Annotated in this window: 11 protein-coding genes; 1 reads left to right on the top strand and 10 read right to left on the bottom strand. The window is 48.1% G+C overall.

What is annotated here, in order from left to right:
* The first annotated feature begins 63 nt into the window (after window positions 1–63).
* A complete protein-coding gene (locus tag B2Q61_RS16975) occupies window positions 64–1,026 on the top strand; it encodes a GGDEF domain-containing protein (RefSeq protein ID WP_290617925.1) in 963 nt (320 codons plus the stop codon).
* Here the strand turns inward: B2Q61_RS16975 and tilS are convergent.
* From tilS to bamA, 10 genes are all read right to left on the bottom strand, one after another.
* A complete protein-coding gene (gene tilS / locus B2Q61_RS16980; protein WP_290617928.1) occupies window positions 980–2,272 on the bottom strand; it encodes a tRNA lysidine(34) synthetase TilS in 1,293 nt (430 codons plus the stop codon). The genes B2Q61_RS16975 and tilS overlap by 47 nt on opposite strands.
* Before the next feature lie 134 nt (window positions 2,273–2,406).
* Window positions 2,407–3,363 carry an acetyl-CoA carboxylase carboxyl transferase subunit alpha gene (accA, locus tag B2Q61_RS16985; protein WP_290617930.1) on the bottom strand — a complete coding sequence of 319 codons (957 nt, stop codon included), beginning with the start codon at window positions 3,361–3,363 and terminating at the stop codon, window positions 2,407–2,409.
* 17 nt (window positions 3,364–3,380) lie between these two features.
* The gene (gene dnaE, locus B2Q61_RS16990; RefSeq protein WP_290617932.1) at window positions 3,381–6,851 is read right to left on the bottom strand and encodes a DNA polymerase III subunit alpha; all 3,471 of its coding nucleotides are present in this window, start codon (window positions 6,849–6,851) and stop codon (window positions 3,381–3,383) included.
* On the bottom strand, window positions 6,851–7,444 hold the full coding sequence (gene rnhB, locus B2Q61_RS16995) for a ribonuclease HII (protein WP_290617934.1): 594 nt from the start codon (window positions 7,442–7,444) through the stop codon (window positions 6,851–6,853). Before rnhB ends, dnaE begins: the two co-directional genes overlap by 1 nt.
* Entirely contained in the window at window positions 7,431–8,579 is a 1,149-nt protein-coding gene (gene lpxB, locus B2Q61_RS17000; protein WP_290617936.1) for a lipid-A-disaccharide synthase, read from the bottom strand. The genes rnhB and lpxB overlap by 14 nt, the downstream gene beginning before the upstream one ends.
* Window positions 8,580–8,769: 190 nt before the next feature.
* Window positions 8,770–9,540 carry an acyl-ACP--UDP-N-acetylglucosamine O-acyltransferase gene (gene lpxA, locus B2Q61_RS17005; protein WP_290617938.1) on the bottom strand — a complete coding sequence of 257 codons (771 nt, stop codon included), beginning with the start codon at window positions 9,538–9,540 and terminating at the stop codon, window positions 8,770–8,772.
* Between the two features lies 1 nt (window position 9,541).
* Complete coding sequence (gene fabZ, locus B2Q61_RS17010) at window positions 9,542–9,994, bottom strand: 3-hydroxyacyl-ACP dehydratase FabZ (protein ID WP_290611223.1); 453 nt, start codon at window positions 9,992–9,994, stop codon at window positions 9,542–9,544.
* 2 nt (window positions 9,995–9,996) lie between these two features.
* Window positions 9,997–11,052, bottom strand: a complete 1,056-nt coding sequence (gene lpxD, locus B2Q61_RS17015; RefSeq protein ID WP_290617940.1) for a UDP-3-O-(3-hydroxymyristoyl)glucosamine N-acyltransferase — start codon at window positions 11,050–11,052, stop codon at window positions 9,997–9,999.
* 4 nt (window positions 11,053–11,056) lie between these two features.
* Window positions 11,057–11,581: an OmpH family outer membrane protein gene (locus B2Q61_RS17020; RefSeq protein WP_290617942.1), complete on the bottom strand. Its 525-nt coding sequence runs from the start codon at window positions 11,579–11,581 to the stop codon at window positions 11,057–11,059.
* A 16-nt stretch (window positions 11,582–11,597) separates the two neighbouring features.
* Window positions 11,598–14,099 carry an outer membrane protein assembly factor BamA gene (gene bamA, locus B2Q61_RS17025; RefSeq protein ID WP_290617944.1) on the bottom strand — a complete coding sequence of 834 codons (2,502 nt, stop codon included), beginning with the start codon at window positions 14,097–14,099 and terminating at the stop codon, window positions 11,598–11,600.
* Between the last annotated feature and the right edge of the window lie 14 nt (window positions 14,100–14,113).

The following is a 14,113-nucleotide window of genomic DNA, read 5'->3' on the forward strand; positions in this document are numbered from 1 at the left end:
TTGGCTTGAAATTTGCTTATACCAGTTATAACTGTTTTAGAAGGACTGGTAATGGACGCTATAATGAATCGGGAACTAGCGCTTGATGTGGCGCCAAGCTATGCAGCATTAAATCGTTGTCAGCAAACCGACAGCCTACCCGATTGTACCGAGCAAACGTTGACCAGCCAGTTGCAAACCAGCCTGGACATTCAGCAGCAACTGGACATCTTTTCCATGTATGCCGGCCGGCTTCTTAGTATTACCGGCATTCGGCTCAATACCGCGTTTGGCGAACACCAGGCTGCCGGTTCAAGTAACGGCAGCCATACTTATAAAAGCCTGTTGGTATTAAATCAGCAATGTCTGGCTGAAGTGCATTACCACAGCGACCAGCCGTTTAGCCCCACACAGCAACGTGATATCGTCCTGCTGGAAAGCGAATGGTTATTTGCGCTACGCAATGCACTGGTCGTGGCACGCTTGCAGCAAATGGCCCTGAAAGACCCGCTCACAGCACTGGGCAACCGGCGGTTTTTTGACGACAGTTTTACCAAAGCTATTCAGTTGGCGCGTCGTCGCCAACAAACTTGTGCTCTGCTACTGTTAGATCTCGATAACTTTAAACAACTTAACGACAACTATGGCCATGCCATGGGTGATGAACTGCTTATTGTAGTCGCGGACTGTATGCGTGATGCTCTGCGGCAAACCGATAGTCTGTTTCGGTTCGGTGGCGATGAATTTGCAGTAATTCTTGCTGATGAGGATGCAGATAGCGCTGATTTAGTTGCCCGTCGCTTGCTAAAAGCTATTAATCAGCATCATAAAAGTGTCCAGTATGGTATCAGCGCCAGCGCCGGTTTGGCGTATTTGCAACCAATGCAAGCGACTGAGCACTTTTTTGCTGCCGCTGACAGGGCACTTTATGAAGCAAAAGCTTCAGGTAAGGCCAATTTAAAACAAACCGGCAAAGAAATACTGAAGGTAGCTGCAACCGTTAATTTCGCTCCCAGTCAAGCCAGCAATCCGCCTCTGTCGTGCTAATCGCTGTGGCATAACCCGCTACCGCAACCAGGGTTTTGCCCTGCAGCAGCAGCGGCACCTGCCCCCGCTGCCAGGGTGGTAGCTGCCACAGTTTAAACCATTGTTTCAGTGGTTTATGTTGAGGCTGATCTGCAGGTTTAAAAGGCAGGCTTAGCTGGCCAAAAACTATCGTGACCTCGGTACGTTGCATAGCCAGACGCCCTGCTAAAGGCCGATCATAAACCACAAGCTCACCCACTGCCGCTGGTAAGCTGAGATTTTGTTGCATCGTCCACCGCAAACCGCTTTCTGGTACCACTGATTTACTGTTAGGTTCAAGATACAGTTGCTGCAGGTAACGTCTCACCAGGTACCGCCCTAACACCAGTTGCGGCATGGCATCCTGACGGGCACCAATCACCTGCTCGCGCAGGGTTTGCAGCCATTGGCTTGACGGATTTAAGTGGAACCGGGCCAGCCAGCGCCGGATCACCAAATCCTGCTGCAGAGGTATCTGCTGTTGCAAGCGATCTAATTTTAACTGACGTTCATCAGCACACCGTGTCAGTGCCTGCTCGGTATAGAAATCCAGCAGCTGCTGTTGCTGAGCCAGATGTTGCATACTACGGAGCGTTGTCTGCGTAAAAGACGGCCAGCGCCCGGTTAATAGCGGGGCAACAACATTGCGAATATAATTCCGATCAAACCGATTATCCTGGTTACTGTCATCTTCTACCCATTGCAGCTGATGCGTTGTCGCGTAATTCAGGATTTGCTGACGGCTGCTGTTTAGTAATGGTCGAAGCAAGCTGCCATTGGCAAAAGGGCGATATTCAGCCATCCCGCTTAAGCCAGCCGCGCCGGCTCCGCGTTTTAATGCCAGTAATAAGGTTTCAAGCTGGTCATCAGCATGATGTCCTGTCATCAGTATAGTCGTGACTGAATCGACAAAAGCTGATAATGCCTGATAACGCCCTTCCCGCGCCGCAGCCTCAATATTGGTGGTGTTATCAATGGTAATCTGCCGGCTGAAAAAATCGACTTTGCGCACCAGACAAGCTTGTTGACAATGCTCACTCCAACGCTGCGCGTCAGCACTCAGGCCGTGGTTAACGTATACTGCCTGCAACTGAAATGTTTGTCGCTTCCTTGCCTGATATAGCATGTCAAGCAGTACCATGGAATCCAGGCCACCACTAAGCGCCAGAACGACCTTTACGGCACCATAATCGCTAATTTTTGCGCTCAGTTCAGGTATGCTTATCATCGATGTTCAAGATGCCTCTGCTCATTGTCGCCATGGTTAGCTATCGTCTGTTATCTGGTGCTGTGACAGATGACGCTATTATCCGGAAAAAAAAACCAGCGACAAGCGCTGGTTCTCTGTTGCGGCTATCCGGTTTAGCAGTAGCCAAAGGACATCAGCCGCTTATAACGATTATCCAGTAGCGTTTTAGTATCAAGCTTTTTCAAATTATCCAGATCTTTTAACAAGGTTTTTTTAAGCGTTTGGGCCATTTGCTCCGGGGCGCGATGCGCGCCACCCAGCGGCTCTGGAATCACAGCATCAATCAGATCCAGTTCTTTCAAACGCTCGGCAGTAATACCCATTGCATCAGCCGCTAAGGGGGCTTTTTCAGCGCTCTTCCACAATATAGAGGCACAGCCTTCCGGTGAAATAACCGAATACGTACTGAATTGCAACATGTTAACCCGGTCGCCAACACCTATGGCCAGCGCACCGCCAGACCCACCTTCACCGATTACCGTACAAATTACCGGTACCTTTAACCCGGCCATTACTTTCAGATTGCGGGCTATCGCTTCAGACTGGCCGCGCTCTTCTGCACCTATTCCAGGGTAAGCGCCAGGGGTATCAATAAAAGTAATAATAGGCATGTTAAAACGTTCAGCCATTTCCATCAGACGCAACGCTTTGCGATAACCTTCTGGCCTTGGCATACCAAAATTACGACGAATTTTTTCCCGGGTATCGCGGCCTTTCTGATGCCCTATAACCATAACGGTGTGCTCGCCAAGCCGCGCTGTACCGGCAACAATAGCATTGTCATTGGCATAAGTACGGTCGCCTGCCAGTTCGTCGAAATCGGTGAAAATATGCTTCAGGTAGTCCAGCGTGTATGGCCGGCGTGGATGACGAGCCATTTGGGCAACTTGCCAGGCACCCAGCTCAGAAAATATTTTCTTGGTTAATCCCAGACTTTTTTCTTTTAGTTTGTTTATCTCTTCTTCTAAACCAAGATCGTAGTCGCCATTACGACTGACGTTACGCAATTCGTCTATTTTTGCTTCAAGTTCAGCAATCGGCTGCTCAAACTCTAAATAATTCAGCATCATCGACTATCACTACCTAATTAATTAAATTCCAGTTCTATTGTTGCTAATTGTTTTAACTGATGCAACAAAGCGTCGGCGGGCGTCACCCACCAGGCTGTCCCTAACTGCAGTGTTACCTGCCCTTCCTCTCGTTGATACCTGATTGTTACCGGTACCGTACCAGCTTTGAATTCATCGAGCACTTGTTGCAATCTTTGCAGGTAATTGTGGTCTATTTGCGCCGATTGTACAGTGATATTCAAAGATTTCAGCGATTTTTCCCGTACAGCAGTTATTTCACTGACATCACGGCCCGACATTGTAAGGCCACCATTAAAATCATCAAAGCTGACCTGTCCGGTTATTACCAGAATACGGTCTTTTTGCAGCAATTCCTCAAACGTTTCCAGTTGTTCCGGGAAAAAGCGCACATCTAAGCGGGCAGATTTATCGTCCAGAGTAACAATGGCCCAACGTCGGCCTTTTTTGTTTATCATTACCCGTACTGACACCACTAAACCGGCTACCTGCACACTTTGGTCTTTTTTGGTAGGCTGCAGCTCCACTAACCGGCACGAAACATAATGGCGGATTTCTTCTGCATAACGATTAATGGGGTGACCGGTTAAATACAGCCCGAGCGTTTCCCGTTCACCATCGAGCCAGACTTCATCTGGCCACTGCGGCACCTGTTTAAACGCGCCGGCAGCATGTTCTGGTTCCGGACTAAGCAGGCCAAATAAGTCATCCTGGCCAACGGCCTGCGCTTTGGCATGCTGCTCGGCCTTTTTCATGGCTTCTTCCAGGCTGGCCATCAGCGCCGCCCGGTGTGGCCCGAGTTTATCCATCGCACCGGATAAAATAAGCTTTTCCATCACCCGGCGGTTCAACCGCTTTAAATCGACTTTGGCACAAAAGTCGAACAGATCAGCAAAGCTACCGTGCTCATTGCGCGCCTCAATAATGGCGTCTATCGGGCTTTCACCCACCCCTTTTATCGCACCAATGCCATAAACGATATGGCCCTGTTCGTTGACCGTAAATTTATACTGCCCTGAGTTAACATCTGGCGGATTAAGCTTTAGCTTCATCCGCTCGCACTCATCCACCAAAGTAACAATTTTATCGGTGTTATCCATATCAGCCGACATTACCGCTGCCATAAACTCTGCCGGAAAATGAGCCTTCATCCACAGCGTTTGATAGGATACCAGTGCGTAAGCGGCAGAGTGCGATTTATTGAAGCCGTAGCCGGCAAACTTTTCTACCAGGTCGAATATCTTGATCGCCAGTTCGGGGTCGATACCATTTTTAGCCGCGCCTTCCTGAAAGGTATCGCGCTGCTTGGCCATTTCTTCCGGTTTTTTCTTACCCATGGCCCGGCGTAATAAGTCAGCGCCGCCCAACGAGTAGCCGGATAACACCTGGGCAATCTGCATTACCTGCTCCTGATACAGGATAATGCCGTAAGTAGGCTCTAAAATAGGTTTTAATGACTCATGCTGCCAGGTTGCATCCGGAAACGATATTTCTTCACGGCCGCGTTTACGGTCAATAAAGTTGTCTACCATGCCAGATTGCAGTGGCCCGGGCCGGAATAATGCCACCAACGCTATCATATCTTCGAAACAGTCGGGCTGCAGGCGACGGATTAAATCTTTCATACCGCGCGATTCTAACTGGAATACCGCCGTGGTATCGGCTCGTTGCAGTAAATCGAAGCTATGCTTGTCAACCAGCGGTATGCTGTTTATATCAACCGGCTTACGGCCCTCTTTTTGCAAGCGACTGTTGGCCATATTGACGGCCCACTGCAAAATTGTCAGGGTTCTTAAGCCCAAAAAGTCAAACTTGACTAAGCCGGCATACTCCACATCGTTTTTATCAAACTGGGTAACCGGGTTATTGCCTTCATCATCGCAATACAAGGGCGAGAAGTCGGTAATTTTGGTAGGCGCGATAACGACGCCACCAGCATGTTTGCCTGCATTGCGGGTCACCCCTTCCAGCTGGCGAGCCATATCAATTAAATCTTTTACTTCCTGGTCCTGTGCATACAGCTCAGGCAGTCGAGGCTCTTCTTTAAACGCTTGTTCCAAGGTCATACCTGGCGTCGGCGGGATCAGTTTGGAGATCCGGTCAACAAAACCGTAAGGGTGACCGAGCACCCGGCCGACATCGCGGATAACCGCTTTGGCCGCCATGGTACCAAAAGTAATAATTTGCGATACCGCTTCACGACCATACATTTCAGCGACATGGTCAATCACCTCGTCGCGGCGGTCCATACAGAAATCGACATCAAAATCAGGCATCGATACCCGTTCCGGATTTAAGAACCGCTCAAACAGTAAATCAAACTCAAGCGGATCAAGATCGGTGATCTTTAATGCGTAAGCTACCAGCGAGCCGGCACCCGAACCTCGTCCCGGCCCTACAGGTATATCGTTATCTTTGCTCCACTGAATAAACTCCATTACTACCAGGAAGTAACCCGGAAACCCCATCTGGTTAATCACGTCCAGCTCAATCTGCAGCCGCTCATCATAAGGTGGCCGTTTGGCGATACGCTCTGCTTCATCCGGAAATAGCTGCAGCAGACGCTGCTCCAGGCCTTCCTGAGATTTTAATACCAGAAAATCGCCATCGGTCATGCCGCCAGTAGGAAAGGCAGGTAAAAAATACTCACCAAGCCGGATCGTAACATTGCAGCGCCGGGCAATTTCGACACTATTTTCCAGGGCTTCAGGAATATCAGCAAATAACGCCGCCATTTCCTGCTCTGTACGCAAATACTGCTGCTCGGAGTAATGCTTCGGTCGACGTTTATCGTCCAGGGTAAAACCGTCATGAATGGCGACCCGGATCTCATGCGCCGGATAGTCTGTCGCTTTTAAAAACACCACTTCGTTGGTGGCGACAACCGGCAGTTGATGTTGCTCGGCTAATAGCACCGCCTTTTGAATATAACGCTCTTCGTCAGGGCGATCCGTACGAATCAATTCCAGGTAAAAACGGTCAGGGAAATACTGCTGATAAAACCCCACTAATTCCGTTACCGATTGCGGGTTTTCTTTTACCAATGCTTTGCCAAGCGGGCCATCTTTACCCCCTGACAGTACAATAAGACCGCGGTTATGTTCTGCCAGCCATTGATGGTCAAGCTGCGGCCTGCCAGCGACATGTCCCCGCAGATAGGCTTTGGAAATCAGCATCGTCAGGTTCTGATAACCCTCATTGTCCATTGCCAGCAATAACAAACGGGCGCTTTCAGTGCCAAGCAGCGGATGCTGCACCCAACAATCGACACCAATTAGCGGTTTAATACCGGCATCATGGGCGGCGCTGTAAAACCGCACCAGACCGCAGAAGTTCATTTGGTCTGTTAATGCCAGTGCCGGCATCTGTGCCGCTGCCGCAGCTTTAACAATCGGCTTAACTTTAGCGACACCATCAATCATCGAAAAGTCGCTATGAACCCGCAGGTGAATAAATGCCGGATGATTCATCAGAATAATTGCTCAGCGATTAGGCGCACTGGTTTAAAGCTACGACGATGCTCAGCCAAAATACCGTACTCCTTGATTGCCGCCAGATGCTGTACTGTCGGATAGCCCTTATGGGCAGCAAAACCGAACTGCGGATAGCGCCGGGCTAATTCTGTCATTTCTGCATCGCGGGCCACTTTGGCTAAAATGGAAGCAGCACTGATTTCAGCAACCAGAGCATCCCCTTTGATCACCGCTGTAGCTGGCATGGGTAACGCCGGGCAGCGGTTACCATCAATCATTACCCATTCTGGCTGAATCGGTAAGGCTGCTACGGCGCGCTGCATCGCCAGCATAGTGGCATGCAGAATATTCAATTTATCAATTTCGGCCGGCTCAGCCCGACCCAGCGCCCAGCAAAGGGCATTGGCTTTTATGTGTTCTGCCAGTGCTTCGCGCCGTGTTGCGCTAAGTTTTTTTGAGTCGGTCAGGCCGCTGATAGGCCGGGTAGGATCGAGAATTACCGCTGCCGTAACCACAGCGCCAATCAAAGGGCCACGGCCAACTTCGTCTACACCACATAATAGTTTTACATCGGGTCTATGCCACTGCATCAGAACCTGCTACCTCCAGAATGGCCTCAGCAGCGCGGGCGCTGGCATTACATTTAATTTGTTGATGTATCGAACGATACTCTGCCAGTAAAGCGCTATTGTCCGCTTGAAGCAAAGGCGCCATCTTGGCGACCAAAGCAGCGGGTGTTACCTGATGTTGCAGCAGTTCGGGTACCATCGACCTGCCTGCTAATAAATTGGGCAGGCTAAAATGCGCCAGCTTAACCATACGCCGGCCAATCTGATAAGTTAACCAGTTTGCCCGGTACGCCACTACCATTAAGCATTTTGCCAGCATCGCTTCCAGCGTAGCGGTACCGGAGGTAATAAAAGTGGCATCGGCTGCCAGCAGTACCTGGCGGGCCTGACCAATATAAACAGTTATCGCTAAATCAGGAGCGTACTGCTGTTTAATTGCCGCAAACTGCGCGGCCTTTTGCTCAGTAACCATATTGGTGATTAATTGCAACTGCGGTTGTTGCTGCTGCAACAAGGTAGCTGCAGCCAAAAAGTCAGGCGCGAGCAGTTTAATCTCATTGCTACGGCTGCCAGGCATCAGCGCAAGTACTGGCCGGCTGGGGTCAAGCTGCAGGGTCAATTTATGCTCAGTTTTATCGACCATTATCGGCATAGTGTCCGCCATGGTATGCCCAACAAACGTACAGGGCACCTGGTATTTATCGTAAAACGCTTTTTCAAAGGGTAATAACGACAGCACCATATTAGTGGCTCTGGCTATCTTATAAATACGTTTATGACGCCAGGCCCACACTGATGGGCTGACATAATGCACGGTTTTGATACCTGCCTGTTTTAACTCCAGTTCAACTGGCAGGTTAAAATCCGGGGCATCGATGCCAATAAACACATCGGGTTTATCTTTAAGCAATGCGGCAACGATGTCGCGTTTAACTTTTAACAATCGAGGTAGTCTGCCCAGCACTTCAACAATGCCCATTACGGCCAGCTCCTCCATATCAAACAAGGCATTGAATCCCAGGGCTTGCATCCGCGGGCCGCCAATACCATAAAAATTCGCATCAGGGTGGCGCTGGCGAAGCGCTTCAATTAAATCGGCACCGAGTATATCGCCAGAGTGTTCACCAGCTATTATGGCAATATTAAGATGTGGCAAAGCGGCTCTCATTTATTAACTAATGTTTGTTATAATTTATTGATTCTATCACAGGAAATAGCGCTGACTTCAAGCCTTTAAATCATTGAAATAAGCGCAGGTGCAACGACGGGCAGTGCAACAAGATATCGCGCTGTAAAAAAAGGAGCCTGCTGGCTCCATTTCATTATTTGTGAACCTAACATCATGCTTAGCGTACGATACCGCGGCTGGCGTTAGCGATAAAATCAGTAAAGGCTTTCAGCTCCGGATACTCGGCTGATTTTGTCTCTAGTGTCGCTAAGGCCTCCGCCACAGTTTGGCCCTTGCGATAAACTTCTTTGTAAGCCCGGCGTATTTCTAACAGCGCATCACTGCTAAAGCCACGACGTTTTAACCCTTCTACGTTAATACCGGCTGGCTGGCAAGGCGCCCCATGCACCATCACGTATGGAGGTACATCTTTGAGGACAATAGAGCCACCGCCACAAAAACTATGCGCGCCAATATGCACAAACTGATGCACCCCGGTCATTCCGCCCAGTATAGCCCAGTCGCCAATATGAACATGGCCGGCAGCCTGAGCGCCACTGGCAAAAATAGTATGGCTGCCAATTACGCAATCATGGGCAATATGGGTGGTATTCATAAACAGATTGTGGCTGCCAATGATGGTTTTACCCTGATCCTGCACGGTACCCCGATGGACAGAACATCCTTCACGAAACACGTTGAAGTCGCCAATAATTAGCTCTGTTGCTTCTCCCTTATACTTCTTGTCCTGGCAGGCCTCACCAATACTGGAGAATTGAAAAAAATGATTGCCTTTGCCAATGGTCGCCGGGCCTTTAATAACCACATGAGGTTCGATGATGCAATCATCGCCCAGCACGACATTATGGCCAATATAGCTAAAAGGCCCCACTGTTACATTCTGGCCAAGCCTGGCGCTACTTTCTACAACCGCTGATGGATGAATCACGTTATAACTCTCTTCTGGCACACATTAATTCAGCTGAGCACACTATAACGCCATCCACTTTGGCTTCTCCGTAAAATTTCCACATATTACGGCGCTCTTTTAAAAACTTGACTTCCAGTATCATGGTATCGCCCGGCACTACTGGCTTTTTAAAACGGGCATCATCAATTGCTGCAAACAAATAAAGCTCATTTTCCGAACGTTCCGTGACCGTTTTAAAGCCAAGGATCCCGGTTGCCTGGGCTAACGCTTCGAGGATCAATACCCCTGGGAAAATAGGCATTCCAGGGAAGTGCCCGGTAAATATCGGTTCGTTAATCGTCACATTTTTAAGCGCTGTCAACGATTCACCTGGCGTATAGTCCAACACTTTATCAATTAATAAAAACGGATAGCGATGCGGTAATAACGCCATAATTTCCTGAACTTGCAGACTATTAAGTTGATTGGCCAAAATTAATCCTCTGTCGATGGTTCTTTTCCATCATGACTTATATGCTCTAATTGTTGCTCCAGCTGTTTTACCCGCTGAAACAATTGCTCAACCTGCCGCAGCCGCGCGGTATTGCGACGCCACTCCGCATTAGTTGCCGCTGGGATACCCGATGAGTATACCCCTTTCTCCGTTAAAGAGCGGGTTACCATCGACATACCGGTTATCTGCACGCCATCAGCTATTTCAATGTGGCCATTAATACCCACTCCACCGCCGATAATGCAATAACGGCCAACTTTAGTGCTGCCCGCAATACTTGCAGAGCCAGCCATAGCCGTATGATCACCAATTTGTACATTGTGAGCTATCTGGCACAGGTTATCTATAATAACGTTGTTACCCACCGTAGTGTCTTCTATTGCGCCACGATCAATTGTGGTATTGGCGCCTATTTCACAATTATCACCAATAATGACAGTACCTGTCTGGGGTATTTTCACCCAATTTCCTGCTTTATTTGCAAAGCCGAAACCATCGGAACCAATTACCGCACCACTATGAATTAAGCAATCGCTACCAATTTGAACGTTGTGATAAATCGTCACATTTGCCCACAGCCGACTGCCAGCTCCGATGCGTGCCGCTTTACCAATGACGGTACCTGAGCCAAGCTGCACACCATTGCTCAGCACGACACCCGCACTTATCACCACATTTGGCCCAATAGCGCACCGTTCGCCTATAATCGCTGAGGCATCAATTATAGCAGAGGGATGAATGCCATTGGCGATGGCAGGGGTACTGTCTAGTAGTTGCGCGATATGCGCGAAAGCAACATAAGGGTCGGCTACCACTAACGCATTAACGCCAGATGCCACAAATGGCAAATCTTCGGCTTTAATTAATACCGCGCTGGCACTGGTTTGACTGAGGAATTTTCGATATTTGCTATTTGCCAGAAAACTAATGGTGCCTTCGCCGGCGTTCTCCAGGGTAGCAACGGCAGAAACGCCGCAAGCGGCGTCTCCGACAACCTGAGCATTCAGTTGCTCAGCCAGCTCTGATAATAACTTCACCCTATTACTTCTTAGCTTTACTTACCTGAGCTGCCACCGCGTCAGAGATATCATACTCTGGCTTGGCATATACTGCAGCACCGGCATTTAATACTACATCAAACTTTTCACGCTCTGCTACCACATCAATGGCAGTTTTAATCATCGCTAAAATTTTATTGCGTTCTTCGTTTTGACGGGCACGAATTTGCTCATCCAACGGCCGTGCCGTTGCTTCATACTGTTGGCGTTGCTGTTGCACTTTAGTCGCCAGTTCCTGCTGTTGTTGTTCGCTCATTGTCGGACCATCGCGGCGCAACTTTTCGATATTAAAGTTAATATCTTTTTCTAACTGGCTCATTTCATCAATTTTAGAGGCAAACTCAGTCCGGATATTTTCCTGAATGGTTGCAGACTGCGGAATTTGTGCCGCAACAGCCTGAATATCAACAAATGCAATTTTCATCTCTTTCGCAACTGCCGTACCAGCCATCATCATAGCGGCTACGAATACAATGGCGGTTTTAGTTACTGTATTTTTAAACATCATTTTCCCTATACCTTTGTTAGAAAGTTGTACCAATATTAAAACTAAAGTTTTCCTGTAAATCACCTTCCTGCTTTTTGATGATTTTAGCCAGGCTGAACGTTAACGGGCCCATCGGTGAAATCCATTGTAACGATACACCAGCTGACGCACGAATCAAACTGGGGTCTGCATAATCAATCAGAAAAGGTTGTACCCCCCGTCCTGCTGACGATGCCCGATCCTGAGTTAAATTAGCGTATCTATCTAAGTCGAATTCGGTATCCCAGACATTACCGGCATCGACGAAGAAGCTGGTTCGCACTGAGTTACGGTTTTCATCACTGATAAACGGCGTCGGCGTAATAAGTTCCAGGGTTACTACCCCCATGGCATTACCACCGATAGACCGCGCCGACACAATATAATTATCGCCATTAGGGTTTTGCGGAAAACTGATACCGCCATTCACCGGATCGGGAATACCCGGCACTACATCGGGGAATCGGAATATCGCATGAGGGCCGATAATCCGGTTTTCGAAGCCACGCAGGTTAGAGCCCCCTGCATAGAAGTTTTCGGTAAATGGCAGGGTATAATCATAGCCATTCTTGTCACCGTAACCATTGCCGTAGCCTAGTTCCAGCTTGCTTCGGAACGACCAGCGATGATCATTACTCAATGGAATATAATTCTGTGCTTCAAACTGCACTTTATAATACTGCAAATCAGAATTTGGGGTCGTCGCCTTTAACACCAGGTTTAGCATGCGGCCTGCAGTAGGAAATAAACCGCGGTTTAACGTGCTGTGCGTCCAGCCGGTACTAAACTCATAATTCGTAAAATTGTAGCCGCCGTCCGGGTTTTGCGAATCGAGCAATACGGCCCTGAAATGACGTAACTGGTCATATTCCTGAATAGAATTTATTTTATTAACCACATAGTTGGCACCAAAATTTAAGCGGTTAAATTCATTTATCGGATAACCAATATTTGTGCCAAAACCATAACGACGCTGGTTATAAGCTTCCAGGTTAGATGACGCACTACTGTAATCGATATCTGAGTAAAATAGCTGGCCCCCTAAGCTCACACCATCCAGCGTATAGTACGGATCGGTATAGCTCAGGTTAATACTTTTCTGGTACTTATTCGTGCTTAAGCTGATGCCAGCACTGTTGCCGGTACCAAAAAAGTTTGCTTGCTGGACGCCAACTTCAAACGATAACCCCTGATAGCTGCCATAAGAAATGCCGGCATTAAAACTACCAGAAGGTTGTTCTTTGACGTTAAATACTACGTCAACCTGATCATCACTGCCGGTTACCGGCATTGTCTCAAACCCAATATCTTCAATATAGGGTAAACGCTGAATCCGGTTCTTAGATAACTCAAGATAGTCATTTGATAACCAGGCTCCTTCCATCTGCCGCAGTTCACGGCGAATAACTTCGTCCCGGGTGTTGGTATTGCCTTTCACATCAATCCGGCGCACATAGACCCGTTTGCCGGGATCAACGCTGATGGTTAAATCGACCTGGTTATTTTCTTCATCAATTTTCGGAATGGTTCGCACTTTTGAGTTAGCATAACCAAAACGTGCTAATAATTTCGCAATGCTCTCTTCGGTATAAGTAACCAACGCACCGTTATACAGCTGACCTTCTTTTAACGGCAGGATAGCCTCAATATAAGCCTCCTGACCAATCAGATCACCGACAAAGCTAACATCACGAATATTGTATTGTTCACCTTCAGTAACATTCAACGTAACATATACCGACGTTTTGTCTGGGCTCACTGACACCTGAGACGACTCTATCTCAAACTGCAGATAGCCACGGTCGAGGTAATAACTATTGATGGTCTCAAAATCGCCCTGCAAAGTTTGCTTCTGATAGCGATCAGAGGCTAAAAAGCGCCACCAGGGTAAATCTTGTTTCGATTCGATTTGGTTCAGTAATTCTTCATTAGAGAACAGCTCGTTGCCCACAATGTTAATTTGACGGACTGAAGCGGCATCGCCTTCGTCAAACTCCAGTTTCAGGTTTACCCGGTTGCGCGGTAAATAGGTTACTTTAGCTTCAACCTTTGCCTGATACTTACCCACACCATGATAAAATTCAGTTAAGCCATTTTCGATACTTTTCAGAATCGTTTTATCCAACGGCTCGCCAACCTGAACTTTATTACCAGCCAGGCTTTCGTTCAGTTGCTCTTCTTTGATGTCTTTATTGCCATCAAATTCGATATTACTGATGGTTGGCCGTTCTTTTAAGCGATAAATAACCGTGTTGCCATCGCGAAACACTCTGATATCGTCAAAATGTCCTGCTCCATATAAAGTTTTAATACTACGAGACAAGCTGTACTCAGTAACAGTGTCACCAATAGTAAACGGCAGGTTATTCAGGGCGGCACCGAGCGCAACGCGCTGCAAGCCTTCAACCTGAATATCCTGAACGGTAAATGATTCTTCAGCGAGCACCGAGTTACTGCCAGTGGCCAGTAACATCGCAGCTACTAATCGTTTAATTGTCATTATTTGAACTACTT

Source organism: Arsukibacterium sp. UBA5043, from assembly GCA_002415085.1.
Taxonomy (GTDB): Bacteria; Pseudomonadota; Gammaproteobacteria; order Enterobacterales; family Alteromonadaceae; genus Alishewanella.